The following is an 18,071-nucleotide window of genomic DNA, read 5'->3' as shown; positions in this document are numbered from 1 at the left end:
TGATCCACGTACTGGACGTACTTGGATCAGGGCCCGGTGCGGCGAGTGGGGGTCCCCCCCGGCCGGAGGCTGGGGGAGCGTGCATGGCGTCGCGCGGCAGGCGGGAATTGTCAGACAGGCCCTGGGGCCCTGGCAGGCACCATGTGCCCGTGGCGGCGCTAGGGCTCGTCGGGTGACAGACACTCGATCAGGTAGTCGCCCGTGTCCTCGTCCAGGGTCACGCCGTGGGTCTCGCTGCGGAAGCCGGGGAAACGGCGGTCGAAGGACTCCAGGGCGGTGAGGTAGCGCAGCAGCGGGCCGTCGGGGGCGCCGGTCGACTCGCCCGGCATCAGGACCGGGATGCCGGGCGGGGTGACCGTCACCATGGCGGCGGCCACCCGGCCCGCCGCCTGCGCGATCCGGACCCGCTCGGTGCCGCCGCGCACCAGCCGCTCGTAACAGCGCCGCGGTGCCGCGACGGGCTGCGGCAGCCGCTGGAAGGCCGTGTCCAGCAGCTCCACCAGCCGTACCGAGCGCAGTTGCTCGTGCATCTCCTGGCACAGCCCGCGCAGGGTCAGGCCCGCGTACCGGCGGGGGTGCGCGGCGGCGACCTCGGGCAGGACCCGCTCCAGGGGGGCTTCGGCGTCGTAGAGGGCCTTGAAATCGGTCAGGGCGTCCAGCAGGGTGCCCCACTTGCCCTTGGTGATGCCCATGGAGAACAGGATCAGCGTGGTGTAGCTGTCGGTCTTCTCCACCACGATCTTCCGGGTGGCCAGATAGGCGGTGAGCACCCGCGCCGGGATGCCCTCCTCGGCCGTCTCACCGGTGGCGTCGATCCCCGGGCAGGTCAGCGTGACCTTGACCGGGTCCAGCATGCAGTGCCCGTCGGTCAGCCCGGGGAAGCCGTGCCAGTCGGCGCCGGGTTCCAGCAGCCAGCAGGACTGGTCGGTGCGCAGCAGCTCCGGTGGTGCCTGTTCGAACGGCAGCCGGTCGCCGGTCGCCGGGTCGGTGACCGTGTCCGGCTGCCACACCCCGAAGAACCACGGCGGCCGGTCCCCGGCGCTCTCGATCCGCCGCCCCAGGCGCACCATCTCCTGGCGGAAGCGGATCGCCTCGGTCACCGCCTCGTCGATCAGCCACTCGCCCTGCGGGCCGTCCATCATCGCCGTCGCCACGTCGAGCGAGGCGATCATCGGGTAGAGGGGCGACGTGGTGCCGTGCATCATCAGCGCCTCGTTGAACCGGTCGTGCTCCACCGGAGCCCGGGGCGCCGACCGGACGTGCACCATGGCGCTCTGCGACAGGGCCGCCAGCAGCTTGTGCGTGGACTGGGTGGCGAACACGGTGGGCCGGTCCGGACCGGGGAAGGACTCCTCGTCCACCGACATGCCGTACCGGCCCGCATAGAGCGGGTGGAAGCGGGCGTACGCGAACCACGCCTCGTCGAAGTGCACCCGGGGCGTGCTGGCGGCGAGCGCACGGGCGGTGGGTACGGCGTCGTAACTGAGGCCGTCGTACGTGGAGTTGGTGAACACGGCGTACTGGGGGCGCGGGGACACCGCGCCCTCGGTGAGCGGGTGCGCGGCGATCCGGGCGGCCACCGCGTCCGCGGCGATCTCGGCCGGGGGCAGCGGTCCCGCCAGGCCGTAGCCGTTGCGGGTGGGGACCAGGAACACCGGCCGGGCGCCCGAGACGACCAGGCCGTGCAGGACGGACTTGTGGCAGTTGCGGTCGACCAGCGCGATCTCGTCGCGGGTGACGCTGAAGTGACCGACCAGGCGGTTGCACGTGGAGTCGCCGTGCAGCACGAAGTAGGTGAGGTCGGAGCCGAACACCCGGGCCGCGTTGCGCTCCGCCTCGCCGATCGGGCCGGTGTGCTCGAACAGCGAGCCCAGTTCCTCGACCGAGATGGACAGGTCGCTGCGCAGCAGCCGCTCGCCGAAGTAGTCGTGGAAGGCGCGTCCCGCGGGCGACTTGAGGAAGGCGACGCCACCGGAGTGGGCCGGGGTGTGCCAGGAGTACTCGTGGGCGTCGTCGAAGCGGCGCAGCGCCCGGAAGAACGGCGGGAGTACGGACTCCCGGTAGGCGCGGGCGGCGGCGGTGACACGGCCGGCGATGAAACCGGGGGTGTCCTCCAGCGGCCAGACGTAGCCCACGACCGACTCGGACACCCACAGCGGCAGGTCCCAGGCCTGGTCGTCGGCCATCACCAGGAAGACCGGCAGGTCCCGGTACCGGCGGCTGATCCGGCGCAGCACGGCTCCGCCGCCCGGGGTGCCGTCAAGGGTGCTGCCCGGCCGGACGAGCGCGCCGCCCGGCGCCGCGAGCGCGGTGCCGGGCCCGTCACCGCAGACGCCCGGCAGGCCCCAGGCCACCACCGCCCCCGCCAGACCGGCCTCGGTGCGCAGCACCGCGTCCGCGTCCTGGGCGGTGACCGCCCAGCGGACTTCGAAGCCGTCCGCCTCGATCGCGTCCCGGATCTTCCGTAACTGCTCGGCCGCGGCGCCCTCGCTCCGCGGATGCTCCGGCACGGCGACCAGGATCCGACTGTCGGCCATACGTCCCCACCCTCCCCAGCGGCGCCCACGGCCGCCCCCGCACCCAGTGTCCCGACGCCACCCCGCACGCCCTCGCCCCGCACCGCCAAACCACCCTCGCGACGGAAGCCGCCACTCCGGCCGTTGACCTCCGGTACCGCGCCCGCGCCTCAGGCGTCCCGACGGCGCACGCTGCAGGCACCTGCGAGCAGCGCGGCGGCCGTCCACAGCGCGGTCACCGCGAGCCCGGTCCACGGACCCAGCGCGCCGGCCCAGGTGCGGTGGAGCACGATCTGACCCGCCCGGTCGGGCAGGAAGTCGGCGACGCCGGCTGACAGATCACCGACGACGAAGGACACCGTCAGCAGGAACGGAATCAGCAGAGCGAGCGTCGCGGTCCCGCTGCGCAGTACGGCGGTGAGTCCTGCGGCGAGCAGCGCCATGAGCGTCAGGTAGACACCGCAGCCCAGCGCGCCGCGCAGCCCTTCCGCCAGGTTCGGCCCGTCCACCCCGCGCAGGAACCTGCCCAGCCCGGCGGTGAGAAGGCCCGTGACCAGGCCGACGGCAAGCATCGGCAGCGCGATCGCCGTGATCTTGGCGGTGAACCAGCGCCGCCGGTCGGGCACGGCGGACAGGGCGAGCCGCAAGGCACCGCCACGGAAGTCGCAGGACACCGCCGTCGCACCGAAGGCGACCGCCGCGATCTGTCCGAAGGACACCCCGAAGAAGGCGGAGCGCAGCGGGTCGGAGTCCTCGGGCCCGGACGCGGCGAGCGCGGTGAAGGCGACGGTGGCGACCAGGACGGCACCCAGGCTGCCGACGAGCGGGCGAAGGGTACGGATCCTGATCCACTCCGCGTGCAGGACGGGTTGGAACGACATGGTCAGACCTCCTGACGAGGCCGGGCGGTGAACTCGGCCTGCTCGGTTGTCAGATCGAGGTAGGCCTGTTCGAGGGTGGCCTCCTCCTGGGCGAGTTCGAGGACCGGGAGGCCCGCGTCGGCGAGCAGGCGCCCCAGGTCCGCCACTCGCGCGTGTCCTACGGTCCATGTGCCGTCCGGGGCGTGGGTGGCGTCGTAGCCGTGCCGGGTGAGCAGCTCGCCGAGACGGTGGTCGTCGGTGGTGCGGACCCGCACCCCGGGCCGCACGCGCGCGTGGATGAAGTCCCGCACGGAAGTGTCGGCCAGCAGTCGTCCGCGGCCGAGGACGATCAGGTGGTCGGCGAAGGCGGCCGTCTCGTTCATGAGGTGGCTGGAGACCAGGACCGTGCGCCCCTGCGCGGCGAGCCGGCGCAGCAACCGGCGGATCCAGACGATGCCTTCGGGGTCGAGCCCGTTGGCGGGTTCGTCGAGGAGGACGACCTCGGGGTCACCGAGGAGGGCGGCTGCGATGCCCAGCCGCTGGCGCATGCCCAGAGAGTAGGTCCTTACTCGGCGTCGGGCCGCCGGGGCGAGTCCTGTCTCCTCCAGTACCTCCTCGACGCGGCCGGCCGGGATGCGGTTGCTCACGGCGAGGGCGCGCAGATGGTCACGTCCAGTGCGGGAGCCGTGCGCGGCGTCCGAGTCGAGCAGGGCGCCCACCCGGCGCAGCGGCTCACGGAGTCGGGGGTACGGGCGCCCGCCGACCGTCGCTGTTCCGGAAGTGGCGTGGTCCAGGCCGAGGACGAGCCGCAGGGTGGTGGACTTGCCGGCGCCGTTGGGGCCGAGGAATCCGGTGACCCGGCCGGGGCGAACGGTGAAGGTGAGTCGGTCCACCGCCCGTCGGCTGCCGAACTCCTTGGTGAGGTCGTGCACCTCTATGTCGGTCATGGCCAACACCCTGGCCGCGCACGGCGGTCTGGGTCCTCCCCCGTCGGTGGGGAACGTCTCCCCCGCCCGGGGGAGGTCCGTTGTCGGTGGTGCCTGTCACGATGGCCGCATGGCCCGCTTCCTGCGCCCGCTGACGCGGGGGACGACGTACACCCGCCTGCTGCATCTGTGGGTGCCGTTGCTCGCCGTCAGCCTGTGGCTCTTCGTCGACCCGTCGACCCCGTGGGTGCCCGCGCTGGTGCTGGTGCCGATCGGACTGGTCCCGGGGGTACGCCGGGGCGAGGGCGTGCAGGCCCGGCTGCTGCTGACGCCCGGCGAGGAGGGTTCGGGGATCTCGCAGACGCCGTCGGCGACTTGGCGTGACCGGGGACGCACGGTGCTGTGGCTCCAGGCGCGCATGGTCGTCGGCTCGGCGGGAGCGCTGGCGACGGTCTGGCTGCCGGCCCTCGCCTTCGACCTCGCCCGGCTCGCGGCGGGACAGGCACCCGGCGGTGTCCCGTATCTCGACGCGGCGCGACCGCACTGGGCATACGCCCTGCTGGTCCCGCTCCCGCTGCTCCTCCTCTATGGGGCCGTCGTCGGCTTCGGGGAGCTGATGACGGCGCTGGCACGGCAGTTGCTCGGCCCGTCCGCCGCCGAACGGATGGCAGCGTTGGAGGAACGTACCGAGCACCTGGTGGAGCGCACCCGGATCGCGCGTGAACTGCATGATTCGATCGGGCACGCCCTGACGGTGGCGGTCGTGCAGGCCGGTGCGGCCCGGGCGGCGGGGAACCCGGAGTTCACCGACCGGGCACTGGCGGCCATCGAGGAGACCGGCCGCGGCGCACTGGAGGATCTGGAGCGCGTGCTGGGTGTGCTGCGTGAGTCCCGGCAGCCGGGCACCGGTCGGCCCACGCTCGCCGACGCCGACCGGCTCCTGGAGTCCGCGCGGGCCTCGGGCGCGAAGGTGGACGCGGAGGTCACCGGCCCGCTGGACACGGTGCCGGGTCCGGTCTCGCGGGAGGGCTACCGCATCCTTCAGGAAGCGCTCACCAATGTGCTGCGGCACGCGGGAGCCGTGCCGGTGCGGGTCCGGGTGAGGGTGGCGGAGGGGATGCTCGGTATGGAGGTACGCAATCCGCTGCCCGGCGCGATGTCCCCGACCGGCCGGGGCAGCGGGCTGCGGGGGATACGCGAGCGAGCGGCGCTGCTCGGCGGTCACGCGCGCAGCGGACCGGAGGCGGACGGTGACTGGCAGGTCCACGTCGAACTGCCGATCCGGTGACCTACGCTGGTCCGATGCCGGTAACCGTTCTGCTGGTCGACGACGAACCCCTCGTCCGCGCGGGGCTGCGGGCCGTGCTGGAGGCGCAGCCGGACATCGAGGTGGTCGGGGAGGCGGCGGACGGAGCGGCGGTCGTCCCGCTGGTGCGTCGGCTACGGCCCGACGTGGTCGCGATGGACGTACGGATGCCGCTGATGGACGGGATCGAGACCACGCGGGCGGTACTGCGCACGGTCGCCGAGCCGCCGAAGATCCTCGTGGTGACGACGTTCGAGGACGACGAGTTCGTGTACGAGGCGCTGCGGGCCGGTGCCGACGGGTTTCTGCTGAAGCGGGCCCGGCCCGCGGAGATCGTGCACGCGGTGCGGTTGGTCGCGGCGGGCGAGTCGTTGCTGTTTCCGGTGGCGGTGCGGCGGCTCGCCGTCCGGTTCGGGGAGCCCGACGGGCGGGACGCGTTGGTGTGGGCGGGGTTGACCGAGCGGGAGAGCGAGGTGCTGCGGCTCATGGCGCAGGGCCTGTCCAACGCCGAGATCGCGGAGCGGCTGGTCGTGGGGGGCGAGACCGTGAAGTCGCATGTGGGGGCCGTGCTCGCGAAGCTCGGGGTGCGGGACCGGACCCAGGCGGTGATCGCGGCGTACGAGTCGGGGTTCGTGGCGTCGCGGTGAGGGTGTGTCTTTCGCAGGCGGGGGTGTCGGGCACTCGCCGGGGCCGGTGGCGGGGAAGTACGATCCGGCCAACACGCGTAACTGGCTGGGAGGACGGACGTTGGCGGGGCTGACCGGCGGTGATCCGTCTCTGTTGCGAAGGATCAATTCCGCCGTGGTGCTGCACGCGCTGCGGGCCACGGACTGCGCGACGCTCACCGAGATCACCCGGGTGACCGGGCTGTCCAGGCCGACGGTGGAGGGCGTGGTCGAGGGGCTGATCGAAGCCGGTCTGGTCGTGGAGAAGGCCGCCGAGGAGGGTGCCGCACGACGGCAGGGGCGGCCCGCCAGGCGGTTCCGGTTCCGGGCCGAGGCGGGGCACCTGCTCGGCCTGGAGATCGGCCCGCACCGCGTCGCGGCGCTCCTCGCCGACCTGGACGGCCGGGTGCTGGGCACCCAGGCCAAGGAGGTCGACGAGACGGCCGACGCGGACGAGCGCCTGGAGCGGCTGCGCACCGCGGTCGCCGAGTTGCTGCGCCGGGCCGCGGTGCCGCGCAGTTCGCTGCGCGCCGTCGGGGTCGGCACGCCGGGGATCGTCGAGGCGGACGGCAGGGTGCGGCTGGGCACCGCGCTGCCCGAGTGGACGGGGCTGCGGCTCGGCGAGCGGCTCAGCCGGTCCTTCAAGTGCCCGGTCCTCGTGGAGAACGACGCCAACGCGGCGGCCGTGGCCGAGCACTGGAAGGGTGCCGCCACCGAGTCCGACGACGTGGTGATGGTGCTGGCCGGGCTCAGTCCGGGCGCCGGTTCGCTGATCGGCGGGCGGCTGCACCGCGGGTACGGCGGTGCGGCCGGGGAGATCGGCGCCCTGCATCTGCTGGGCCGGGAGGTGACCCCGGAGACACTGCTGTCGACCACCGACGAGCCGCTGCACCCCCTGGACGAGCAGGCGGTCGCCGAGGTGTTCGCGCTGGCCCGTAAGGGGGACGCGCGAGCGCGGGCCGCCGTCGACCGGTTCATCCAGCGGCTGGTCCACGACGTGGCCGCGCTGGTGCTGGCGCTCGACCCGGAGCTGGTGGTGATCGGCGGCTGGGCGGCCGGGCTCGACGGCGTCCTGGAGCCGCTGCGCCGCGAACTCGCCCGCTACTGCCTGCGCCCGCCCAGGGTGGCCCTCTCCCTCCTCGGTGAAGCGGCGGTCGCGACCGGCGCGCTGCGGCTCGCCCTGGACCACGTGGAGGAACAGCTCTTCGCCGTCGACGGCACGGTCACCGCCCGCCGCTGACCATCATGGGGACGGCTCGCGGGGGTGTCCGGAGGGGCGCCCCGGAGGGGTTCCGGGGCGCGGCGGGTCGCCCGGGAGCTGTGGCTAGGAGGCCTGGCGTTCGGGGCCGTGGTGGATCTCCACCCCGCCGGAGTCGCCGAAGGTGAGCCGGCAGGTGTCCGCGCGGTAGGTGGCGACGGACAGGGCGGCGGTACGGCCGGCCGCGAGGAAGCGGGTCGTCACGACCAGGACCGGAGCGCCCGGCAGACGGTCGAGTTCCTTGGCGTCGTCCGCACGGGCCGACCCGAGTTCCACGGCGCTGTCCCGGCCGTCCAGCTCCAGGTGCTGCAACTCGCGCAGCACCGCACGCGCGCGTGCCGATCCGGCGGGCGCGTCGATCGCCGTCAGGTCCGGGACCGAGGACGCCGGCACGTAGAGCAGCTCGGCGGCGACGGGCTGCCCGTGGGAGACACGGGAGCGCCGCACGATGTGCACGGGTTCGTCCGCGCCGCTGTCCAGGGCCGCCGCGACGGCGGCCGGCGGCGGCGCGAGGGTGCAGTCGACGGGCTGCCAGGCATCGTCGGGAGCGCCCGGCCAGGCGGGCTGGTCGGTACCCACCGCCACGCCCACGCGCGGCGGCGCGACGGTCGTGCCGACACCCCGGCGACGCTGGAGGCGGCCTTCCAGTTCGAGCTGTTCGAGAGCCTGGCGGAGGGTGGCGCGGGCCACTCCGAAACGGGCGGCGAGGTCGCGCTCGTTCGGCAGGATCTCGCCGACCGAGAACTCCGAGTCGAGTGCCTCGGTGAGCACGGTCTTGAGATGCCAGTACTTCGGTTCCGGCACCGTCTCCAGCTGCGTGGTCCCCACCCTGTCCTCCGCAATCGCCGTGGTCCGGCGGCGTTTTAGCGCCCTTGTTTATTAAAGGTTGTTGTACTTATCTGCGACCATAGGACGGCGCACACCCTTGGTCAATACCAATCCTCGATCCCTGGGCCAACGCACAGCGACGGCGCCTCGGAGCGTTCACGAGGCGTTCGTGCGGGGTGGTTCTCGTGACACGGCGGCAAAGCTCCCGTCGTACTGCGGGGGCCGCGTGGCACGCGGGTTCAGCCGATCGGGACGGACCGCAGTTTGTCGGGGTTGCGCATGACGTGAACGGCCCGGACCAGGCCGTCGGCGACGTCCAGCTGGACCACGCTGTCCGGCCGGTCCCCGGCCAGCAGGAGCACGGCCGGACCGCCGTTGACCTCGAGGAAGCGGAAGGACAGCCTCGCGCCCTCCTTGTGGGCCACGCCGACGACGAACCGGCCCACCTTCGCGGCACTGACGATGACGCGCAGCGCCGCCGTCGCCTTGCCGCCGCCGTCACTCACCAGGCGGACGTCGGGCGCGAGCAGGGACATCAGCCACTCCAGGTCGCCCTCGGCCGCCGCGGCGAGGAACCGTTCGGTCAGGTCCCGGCGCTGCGCCGGGTCGACCTGGTAGCGCGGTCGGCGCTCGTCGACGTGGCGCCGGGCGCGTCCGGCGAGCTGACGCACCGCGGCCTCGCCCCGGTCGAGCATGGCGGCGATCTCGGCGTGCGGGTAGCCGAAGGCCTCGCGCAGGACGAACACGGCGCGTTCCAGGGGCGACAGGGTCTCGAGGACGACGAGGACGGCGAGCGACACGGAGTCGGCCAGTTCGGCACGTTCCGCGGCGTCGGGCGCGGTGCCGCCGAAGTCGGTGACGTACGGCTCGGGCAGCCAGGGGCCGACATAGGTCTCGCCGCGCGCCCGGATCTGGCGGAGCCGGTCGATGGCGAGCCGGGTGGTGACGCGCACCAGGTAGCCGCGCGGTTCACGGACCCCGCCGCGGTCGCCGCCGGACCAGCGCAGCCAGGCGTCCTGGACCACGTCCTCCGCGTCGGCCACCCGCCCGAGCATGCGGTAGGCGACGCCCATGAGCACAGGACGGTGTTCCTCGAAGACGTCGGTGAGGGTGTCGGTGGTCACGGCCCCCATCCCATCCGACACGTTCCCGCCTGTTCAAGTGGAATCGGACCGTCCGGCGGGCGCCCCGACCAGAATGTACGCAGGGCACGGGGCCCGTCGACCGCGAAGACGCGACACACCCCACCGGGGACTACCCGCCGGTAGCAATTGCTGACAAGCTGTCTACGGAGTCGACGAAGCCGCCAGCCCCGCCAGACGAGGAGCCCCCATGTCCGCCACCGTCTCCTTCAAGGTCGCGACCCCGCACGGTCAGCGGGACGTGACCGTCGCCTACGCGCGCGTGGGCCGCGGTGAACCCCTGGTCCTGATCCACGGGATAGGGCATCACCGGCAGGCCTGGGACCCGGTGGTGGACATCCTCGCGACCGAGCGGGACGTGATCGCCGTGGATCTGCCGGGCTTCGGCGCCTCCCCCGGCCTGCCCGACGGCCTCACGTACGACCTGTCGACGACCAACGCGGTGCTGAGCGCCCTGTTCGAGGCGCTGGGGCTGGACCGGCCCCATGTGGCGGGCAACTCGCTCGGCGGGCTGCTGGCGCTGGAACTGGGCCGCGAGAAGCTCGTACGGTCCGTCACCGCGCTCTCCCCCGCCGGGTTCTGGTCGCAGGCCGAGCGGCGCTACGCCTTCGGGGTGCTCATCGCCATGCGGCGGATCGCGGAGCGCCTGCCGCTGCCGCTCGTCGAACGGCTGTCCCGCACGGCCGCCGGGCGGACGGCTCTGACGAGCACCATCTACGCCCGTCCGGCGCGCCGTTCGCCCGAGGCCGTGGTCGCCGAGACCCTCGCCCTCGCACGGGCCAACGGATTCGCCGACACCCTGCGGGCGGGCTCCCTGGTCCAGTTCACCGACGACATCCCCGGCGTCCCGGTGACGGTGGGCTGGGGCACCCGGGACCTGCTGCTGGTGCGCCGCCAGGGCGTCCGCGCCAAGCAGATCATCCCCAAGGCCCGGCTGATCCGGCTGCCCGGATGCGGCCACTGCCCGATGAACGACGACCCCGCGCTGGTCGCCCGGGTCATCCTGGACGGCAGCCGCTGACGCGCGACCACCTGGAAGCGGACCGCCACCACGGGGCGGAGGGCCCGGTCAGTGTTCACCCGCGGTTTCCGTGTGCGCTGCGGCGCACCAGTAGTTGTGGCTGTGCACATCGGCCGGATCCCGTCCTGGAGGCCCTTTCCATGTCCCTTTCGCTCCCTGGCCGCCGCAGCGTGCTGCGCGGCTCCCTCGCCGCGTCGGCGGCCCTGACCCTGCCCACCGCGCTCGGTTCGGCGCCGGCGTTCGCACTGTCCGGGCGGCCGCGCGCCGACTGGGGCGTGCAGGCGGGTGACGTGACGGCCGACTCCGGTCTGGTGTGGGTCCGTTCGGACCGGCCGGCCCGCATGATCGTGGAGACCTCCGCCACCGAGTCGTTCCGGGGCGCCCGCAGGTGGCACGGCCCGCTGCTCGGCGCGGGCAGCGACTTCACCGGCACCACCCGGCTGCACGGCCTGCCGTCCGGCGAGCAGATCCACTACCGCGTGCTGCTCGCCGACCCCGACGACCCGCGCCGCACCGGCGAGCCGGTCACCGGCACCTTCCGCACCGCGTCCACGCGCCGTCGCCAGGGCGTGCGGTTCGTGTGGTCCGGCGACCTGGCCGGGCAGGGCTGGGGCATCAACGAGTCCATCGGCGGCTACCGCATCTTCGACGCGATGGCGAAGCTCGACCCCGACTTCTTCCTGTGCAGCGGCGACAACATCTACGCCGACGGCGTGATCCCGGCGACGCAGGCGCTGCCCGACGGCAGCCTGTACCGCAACGTCACCAGTGAGGCGAAGTCGCACGTCGCGGTCACGTTGGACGACTTCCGAGGCAACTTCCGCTACAACCTGCTCGACCAGGCGCTGCGCAGGTTCAACGCCCAGGTCCCGAACGTCATCCAGTGGGACGACCACGAGGTCCGCAACAACTGGTACCCGGGCGAGGTCATCGGCACCGGCACCTCCTACCCGGCCGGCACCAGGCTGAACGACATGGCGGCGCGCTCGCGGCAGGCGTTCTCCGAGTACTTCCCGATCTCCACGATCAGCGGGCGCCCCGACGGCCGGATCTACCGGGTCCACCACCACGGCCCGCTCCTCGACGTGTTCGTGCTGGACATGCGGACCTACCGTGACGCGAACTCGCCCGACGACCAGACGACCGACCCGCAGGGCATCCTCGGCGCCGAGCAGCTGGAGTGGCTGAAGCGGGAACTGTCCCGGTCGCGTGCGGTGTGGAAGGTGATCGCCGCCGACATGCCGCTCGGTCTGGTCGTGCCCGACCCGGTCGAGGGCAAGCCGAACTTCGAGGCCGTCGCCCAGGGCGACCCGGGCGCGCCGCTCGGCCGGGAGCTGCAGATCGCGGAGCTGCTGCGGTACATCAAGCACCGGAGGATCACCGGCACGGTGTGGCTGACGGCCGACGTCCACCACACCTCGGCCCAGCACTACGACCCGTCGCGGGCCGCCTTCAAGGACTTCGCCCCGTTCTGGGAGTTCGTCTCGGGCCCGCTGAACGCCGGCGCCTTCCCGGCCAGCGCGCTGGACGGCACGTTCGGCCCCGACCGGGTGTTCGTCAAGGCGCCGACCGCCTCGAACGTGTCCCCCGCCGAGGGTTACCAGTTCTTCGGCGAGGTCGACATCGACGGCGACTCCGGCGAGCTGACGGTGCGTCTGCGCGAGTACGACGGGACGGTGCTGTTCACCCGTACGCTGCAGCCCGGCCGGGTCGGCCAGTAACTCCCGTACGCTTTTCGCAGGGCCGCGCTCCGGCGTCATCCCCCGGTGCGCGGCCCTGCCGCATCCTCGGCAGGGTGTTCCACCGCGCTGGGAACGCGCCGCCGAACAAGGACATTTTCGCAGGTCAGACTGGCTGTCAGTGGGCACCTCTACGGTTTTCCCATGACGCGATCTTCACAGGCCGTGGCCTATCGCCGACCCTCCGTGCTGCGCTCCGCGGCCGACGGACGCCGCCTCGGGCTCGAGACCTCCCGGGGCGCGACGCCCACCGGCGTGGCGGACCATCCGCGGTTCTTCACGGGCTTCCTGACGTCTCCTCAGGTGGCGGCCGCGGGGCTGCTCGCGGTGGCCGACGTGGCGGCGGCGCGGTACCACCAGCCGCAGCTGCGCGCCTCGCTGGACCCGGTGGTTACGGGAAACGGCGACCGGCTGCGCTTCGAGTCCTTCTCCGGCTGCGGCGGGGTGTACGCCCGGCTGGACGTCCTCGGTCCCGCTCTGGACGGGGGCGAGGTGGGGCACGGGACGACGAACGTCGACGTGAACAACCCGCTGCGGGAGGCGCTTTCCCGGATCGGCACCGACGATCCGCTGCACCTCAGCATCGGCCCGGAGGAGCTGGCCGTCACGACGCTGGACGGTCCGGTGGTGGAGAAGAAGGTGCCGCTCCCGGACCGCTGGCTGCGCGGCTTCGCGGAGGCACAGGTCATAGCGGCCGGGTTCGAGCTGCGGGCCGAGCTGCCGGCCGCGGAGGCGGTGCGGTTCCTGCGCTCGCTCCCCCGCGCCGCACCCGGACGCCGGGGCGCGGCCGGCCCCGGCTGGGTGGTTCCGGTGGGCCGGGCGCTGCGGCCGACGACCCGCCCGGTGCCCGGGGCGGTGTGTCTGCCCGGTCCGGAGCGGCTGGCCGCGCTCCAGCGTGTCCTGCGCCATGCGACGGCGCTGCGGGTCTACGGCCCGCAGGGCGCCCTCGCGGCCGCCGGTACGGCCGCCGCCTGGGAGGTGGTCCTGCCGGGCATGCGGCTCACGCTGACCCTGTCACCGGACGCCGCGCGCGGGTTCTCCGGCGAGGGCGGTGTCCTGGACGCGCTCGCCACCGACGAGGCCGGCGAGGACGCGGAGCTGATCGCGGTGCTGCTGGCCTGGGAGCCCCGGGTGGACGTCGCCGACCTGGCCGCGTCCTCGGGGCTCGGCGCGGAGCGGGTCCGCGCGGCGCTGGTCCGCCTCGGCACCTCGGGACGGGTCGGCTACGACACGGCGGAGGCCGCCTACTTCCACCGTGAACTGCCGTACGACGCGGGGCGGGTGGAGCGGCACAACCCCCGGCTGAGGTCGGCCCGGGCGCTGGTGGCCGCGGGCGCGGTGACCGTCGACGGAGCCGTGGGCACGGTGACGGCCGAGGACGGTCATGTGCATCGGGTACGGGACGCGGCGGGGGTGTTGAGCTGCAGCTGTCTGTGGTGGGCGACGTACCGGGGCGGGCGGGGGCCGTGCAAGCACGCACTGGCGGTACGGATGGTGCGCCGGGGCGCCGCGACGGCGGCGGACGGGACCGGAGATGCCGGTACCGGGCAGGACGTGGCAGGGCAGTCAATGGCGGGAATCGGCGGGGGTGCGCGATGAGTGCGGTGCTGGAGGCGGTACGGGCGGGACGCGCCGGAGAGACCGAGCTGCTGCTGAGGAAGCTCACCGAAGCCGAACGGCGTGCGCTGCTGCCCGAGTTGCAGAAGATGCGCAAGGAGATCCGGGCCACCTCGTGGGAGGAGCGGGACAGGCGCATGTACCCGGCGCTGCAGGTGGCCGGGGCGATGTGCCACTCGGGAGCCGCCGCGGCGGCGACCTGGATCGCCGGGGCCGACATGCGCTGGCGGCAGGCGCCGGTGGAGACCCTGCTCAAGGCGCTGGCGGACCGGGACACCGGCTGGCAGGCGGACGTGGCCCGGCGCCTGGCCGCACGGCCGGTCTCAGCGGACGTCCCCTTCGAGCTGATGGCGGGGCTGGTGTGCCGCTCGGGGTGCGCGGTCCCGGTCACCGATGCCTACGTGGTCGGGTGGGTACGGCACGTGGGGCACACCTGGGGGCGCGTCCCCCTGGTCGAGCGACTGCGGGCCGAGCCGGATCTGGCGGCACTGGTGCGCGGGCTGTTCGAGCTGTCCGATCTGGCGGAGGTGCGCTGGCTGTTCGGCGACGGTCCGGGGTCGTGGCAGAGCGCGCTCGCCGAGCTCGCCCACGCGGGCACCCTGGACCGGGGGGCGGTCCTCGACGCCTGCGTCGCCCGGCTGCTGCGCGGCGGCGGCCCGACCGACCACCGGATCTTCCTGCCGCTGCTGGTCCAGCTCGACCCGACCCGGGACGAGGAGCGTGAGCGGGTCGCCGACTGGACGGCTCTGGCCCGTGACGCCGTCTCACCGGTCGCCGGGCACGCCCAGTCGGTGCTCGCCGCGCTCGCCCTCGACGGCGACCTCACCCCGCGGCAGCTGGCCGAGGCCTCCGAAGGGCTGCTCTTCCGTGCCGAGAAGAAGCTGGTCCGCGCCCAGCTGGTACTGCTCGGCAAGGTGCTCGCCCGTGACGCCTCCGCGGCCCCGCTGCTGCTGCCCGCCGTGGCCCAGGCCTTCGGGCACGAGGACACCCAGGTGCAGGAGCGGGCGCTGAAGCTGGTGGAGCGGCACGCCGGGCGACTCGACGACGACGCCGCGGCGCGGTCCGAGGTCGCCGACGCGGTGCGGCAGTTGAGTCCGGCCCTGCGCGTCCGGGCGGCCGGCGCGCTGGGCGTCGCGCCCGCACCGGATCCCGCGGCGTACGAGGAGGTGCTGCCGCCGGTTCCGGAGCCGCAGCGGCTCGCGCCGGCGCCGGCGTCGGCGGAGGAACTCGCCGAGGAGGTGGGGGCGCTGCTGGCGGCCGGCGGAGACGTGGCGGCGTTCGAGCGGGCGCTGGACGGTCTGGCCCGGCACGCCCACCGGGACCAGGACGCCTTGCGGGAGTCGCTCGAACCGACGGTGGCCGGCCGTTGGTGGCGGCAGCCCGAGGCGCATCGCGGGTGGCACGCCGAGGAGTACTTCGGCCCCACCCGGCGCGAACTCCTCGGCCCGAAGGACGGCCTGGAGCTGCTCCTGGCCACCTTGTACGGGGTCGTGAGCACGGCCACCCTGCTCGCCGCCCTGCAGCGCGGACCGGCCGATCACCAGTGCCCGCGCCACGGCTTCTCGCGGGTCCTGGACGTCCGTCTCCGTGAACTGGCCTACCGGATACGGACGGATCCGCAGCCGCTGCTGCTGGCCACTCCGACGTGGAGCACCGGGCTGCTGGAGCCGGGCGAGCTCGTCGACCGGCTCGACGCCTTTCGCCGCCTCGGCGCGCGGGTCGGCGACGCCGACTTCGCGCAGGCGCTGCTGCGGGTGCGGCGCGAGGACCGTACGGCGGCCCTCGCGGCCGCCGGGCGCGCGCGGGGACTCGGCACACCGGAGGGCGAGCGGCTCGCGTGCTGGCTGTCCGCCAGGGGACCCGCCCTGCCCGCCTCCGACCGGCGTACGTCGGGTCCCCGGATCCTGGTCGAGTCGGGTGAGGTGGTGGAGCTCCAGCAGCACTTCCCGGAGGCGTTCAGGCGGCTGGGCCGGCCGGTCACCCTCTCCGAGCAGCTCCGGTACTGCTACCACTGGGGTCAGGAGGACCACGCAACCTGGCTGGCCACCCTCCCGGAACAACGCGAACTGGTGGCCGTACGGCTGATGCACGACCTCGCCGAGGCCGCCGTGGACGACCAGCGGGGCATGGCCGCCGCGCTCCCGCTGCTCGCCGAGGCCGGCGGCACGCCCGGCGAGAGCACGCATCTGTGCGTGGCCTACGGCCTCGGCGCCCGGCACCCCGAGGACCGGCTGGCCGCGGTGGACGCGCTGCTGGTGCTCGCGGCACGCGGGCAGCTGGACGCGGAGCGGCTGGGTGCCGATCTCGGTCAGCTGGTCCGGCGCGGTGCGGTGAAGCCGCTGCGGCTGGCCGAGTCGGCGCGGACGGCGGCGGCCACCGGGGCGAACGCGACCATATGGGAGATGCTCCGGCACGCCCTGCCCGTGCTGCTCGCCGACCTCGCGACCGCGGGGACCTCCGGCTCGGCGCGTGGGCTCGGGGAGCTGCTCTCGACCGCCGCCGAGTGCGCCGAGCGGTCGGGGGCACACGGCGACCTGCCCCATCTCTCCGGGGCGGCGGCACGGCGCGGCTCGTCCCGGCTGGTGGTGCAGGCCCGTCGGCTGCGTGACGCGCTGGCCGGACCGGTGGCCGCCTGAGTGGTAGTAAAAATATCAACAAAAGGAACATAAGCATGCTTTACCGATCGGTCACAGAGCGTTCGCGATCACGCAACACCTTTCCTTCACAGTGGCTGCATGAATCGAGACATGTCTGATGTGACACGCACGAGGAACGGACGTCCCGTGCACCACTGGCGACGGGACGTCGTCGAACTGGCCGCGCTCTTCACGGCGGTGGCGGTCGCGGACGGGGTGGCCAACCTGGTGGGGCACGGGCCGGACGGCCCGGCGCTGCTGGTCGTCTCGGCACTGGTGCTGGCGGCGACCGCGGGCTTCCACGTCTGGTGGGCGAGGCGCCCAGGTCACGCACCGCCGGTGACGGATACCGATACCGGCGCCCGGCCTGCCGTCGACGCGACGGGACAGGCCGGGCCCGATGCGCAGGCCCCGGTGGCGGGGGGAACGCCCGCCACGCTGTGGCGGTTGCGCACGACGGTGCGGGACGAACCCGGTTCGCTGGCCGCGCTGTGCAGCGCGCTCGCCGCGCACCGGGTGGACATCCTCAGCCTGCAGACGCATCCCCTGGCCGACGGCACCGTGGACGAGTTCCTGCTGCGGGGCCCCGGCGAGCTGACCGCGAGTGAGATCACCCGGGCACTCGCGCGGGCCGGGGGCACGGACACCTGGATCGAACGGGCCGACACCCACGATCTGGTGGACGCCCCGACCCGGGTGCTGGGTCTGGCCACCCGCACCGCCTTGGACGCGGCGGAACTTCCGCTGGCACTCCGGCAGTTGTTGGGACGGTGCACGATCCGCTCGCTCCCCGCCCATCCGGTGGGCGGGGCCCGGCGCCCCGAGACGGTTCCCGTCGAGGGCGTGCTGGAGGACACCGTGATGCGGTTGCGTGCGCCGGAAGGCGGAGTGATCACCGTGGAGCGGCCGTATCTGCCCTTCACGCCCACCGAGTTCGCGCGGGCGCGGGCGCTGGTGGAGCTGGACGCCCGGCTCGGACCGCGGATCCCGCACGGCCAGGACGTGCTCACACTGCCGGAGGGCGACGCGATCACCGTGCGCCGGGCCGACACCGGTGACCTGGAGGCGGCCAAGGCGATGCACGAGCGTTGCTCGGCGCGGACCCTGGGACTGCGGTACCACGGTCCCGTAGGGGACGCGGACCGCTACCTGAACCACCTCCTGAGCCCCCGGTTCGGCCGGACGCTGGCGGTGGAGACCGCGTCGGGGCGCATCGTGGGACTCGGGCATCTGCTCTGGGACGGGGACGAGACGGAGGTGGCGCTGCTCATCGAGGACGACTGGCAGCGGCGGGGCGTCGGCGGGGAGTTGCTGAGCCGGCTGGTGGGGATGGCGGTCGAGGCGGGCTGCGAGAGCGTGTACGCGGTGACGCAGGCGTCCAACACCGGGATGGTGGCCGCGATGCGGGCGCTGGGGCTGCCGCTCGACTACCAGATCGAGGAGGGGACGCTGGTCATCACCGCTCGGCTGGATGCCGTGGCGGTCGCGGGACGGCTCTCCGGTGCGGGTGAGCCGGGGCGGACCGAAGCGCCGTAGGGGCGGGGAGCGCGGTGCCGC

Annotated in this window: 13 protein-coding genes; 8 read left to right on the top strand and 5 right to left on the bottom strand. The window is 73.6% G+C overall.

Annotation, left to right across the window (positions count from 1 at the left end; translation table 11 throughout):
* Positions 1-158: 158 nt before the first annotated feature.
* From AB0958_RS27535 to AB0958_RS27525, 3 genes are all read right to left on the bottom strand, one after another.
* The gene (locus AB0958_RS27535; protein ID WP_366893152.1) at positions 159-2,537 is read right to left on the bottom strand and encodes an Orn/Lys/Arg decarboxylase N-terminal domain-containing protein; all 2,379 of its coding nucleotides are present in this window, start codon (positions 2,535-2,537) and stop codon (positions 159-161) included.
* Positions 2,538-2,686: 149 nt separating this feature from the next.
* On the bottom strand, positions 2,687-3,397 hold the full coding sequence (locus AB0958_RS27530; protein WP_366893151.1) for an ABC transporter permease: 711 nt from the start codon (positions 3,395-3,397) through the stop codon (positions 2,687-2,689).
* A gap of 2 nt (positions 3,398-3,399) precedes the next feature.
* Positions 3,400-4,323 (bottom strand): ATP-binding cassette domain-containing protein, encoded by a 924-nt coding sequence (locus AB0958_RS27525; RefSeq protein WP_366893150.1) that lies wholly within the window; start codon positions 4,321-4,323, stop codon positions 3,400-3,402.
* Between the two features lie 109 nt (positions 4,324-4,432).
* On the opposite strand from AB0958_RS27525, the gene AB0958_RS27520 reads away from it, so the two are divergent.
* The 3 genes from AB0958_RS27520 to AB0958_RS27510 all read left to right on the top strand — a co-directional run bounded on the left by AB0958_RS27520 (position 4,433) and on the right by AB0958_RS27510 (position 7,513).
* A complete protein-coding gene (locus tag AB0958_RS27520; protein ID WP_366893149.1) occupies positions 4,433-5,590 on the top strand; it encodes a histidine kinase in 1,158 nt (385 codons plus the stop codon).
* Positions 5,591-5,604: 14 nt separating this feature from the next.
* Positions 5,605-6,255, top strand: coding sequence for a response regulator transcription factor (locus tag AB0958_RS27515; protein ID WP_366893148.1), 651 nt, complete (start codon positions 5,605-5,607; stop codon positions 6,253-6,255).
* A gap of 100 nt (positions 6,256-6,355) precedes the next feature.
* Positions 6,356-7,513 carry an ROK family transcriptional regulator gene (locus AB0958_RS27510; RefSeq protein WP_366893147.1) on the top strand — a complete coding sequence of 386 codons (1,158 nt, stop codon included), beginning with the start codon at positions 6,356-6,358 and terminating at the stop codon, positions 7,511-7,513.
* A gap of 84 nt (positions 7,514-7,597) precedes the next feature.
* On the opposite strand, the gene AB0958_RS27505 is transcribed toward AB0958_RS27510, so the two are convergent.
* Both AB0958_RS27505 and AB0958_RS27500 read right to left on the bottom strand, forming a co-directional pair.
* The gene (locus AB0958_RS27505) at positions 7,598-8,359 is read right to left on the bottom strand and encodes a GntR family transcriptional regulator (protein WP_366893146.1); all 762 of its coding nucleotides are present in this window, start codon (positions 8,357-8,359) and stop codon (positions 7,598-7,600) included.
* A 239-nt stretch (positions 8,360-8,598) separates the two neighbouring features.
* Complete coding sequence (locus AB0958_RS27500; RefSeq protein WP_366893145.1) at positions 8,599-9,483, bottom strand: RNA polymerase sigma-70 factor; 885 nt, start codon at positions 9,481-9,483, stop codon at positions 8,599-8,601.
* Between the two features lie 208 nt (positions 9,484-9,691).
* Between AB0958_RS27500 and AB0958_RS27495 the strand changes: the two genes are divergently transcribed.
* From AB0958_RS27495 to AB0958_RS27475, 5 genes are all read left to right on the top strand, one after another.
* Positions 9,692-10,522, top strand: a complete 831-nt coding sequence (locus AB0958_RS27495) for an alpha/beta fold hydrolase (protein ID WP_366893144.1) — start codon at positions 9,692-9,694, stop codon at positions 10,520-10,522.
* A gap of 140 nt (positions 10,523-10,662) precedes the next feature.
* On the top strand, positions 10,663-12,243 hold the full coding sequence (locus tag AB0958_RS27490; protein WP_366893143.1) for an alkaline phosphatase D family protein: 1,581 nt from the start codon (positions 10,663-10,665) through the stop codon (positions 12,241-12,243).
* Between the two features lie 162 nt (positions 12,244-12,405).
* On the top strand, positions 12,406-13,860 hold the full coding sequence (locus AB0958_RS27485) for an SWIM zinc finger family protein (protein ID WP_366893142.1): 1,455 nt from the start codon (positions 12,406-12,408) through the stop codon (positions 13,858-13,860).
* Positions 13,857-16,514 carry a DUF6493 family protein gene (locus tag AB0958_RS27480; protein ID WP_366893141.1) on the top strand — a complete coding sequence of 886 codons (2,658 nt, stop codon included), beginning with the start codon at positions 13,857-13,859 and terminating at the stop codon, positions 16,512-16,514. Before AB0958_RS27485 ends, AB0958_RS27480 begins: the two co-directional genes overlap by 4 nt.
* Before the next feature lie 99 nt (positions 16,515-16,613).
* A complete protein-coding gene (locus AB0958_RS27475) occupies positions 16,614-18,050 on the top strand; it encodes a GNAT family N-acetyltransferase (protein WP_366893140.1) in 1,437 nt (478 codons plus the stop codon).
* Positions 18,051-18,071: the final 21 nt, after the last annotated feature.

This window comes from Streptomyces sp. NPDC006655 (assembly GCF_040703965.1).
In the GTDB taxonomy this organism is placed as follows: domain Bacteria; phylum Actinomycetota; class Actinomycetes; order Streptomycetales; family Streptomycetaceae; genus Streptomyces.
The sequence above is the reverse complement of the archived record's forward strand: the minus strand, read 5'-3'. Positions and strand labels throughout refer to the sequence as shown.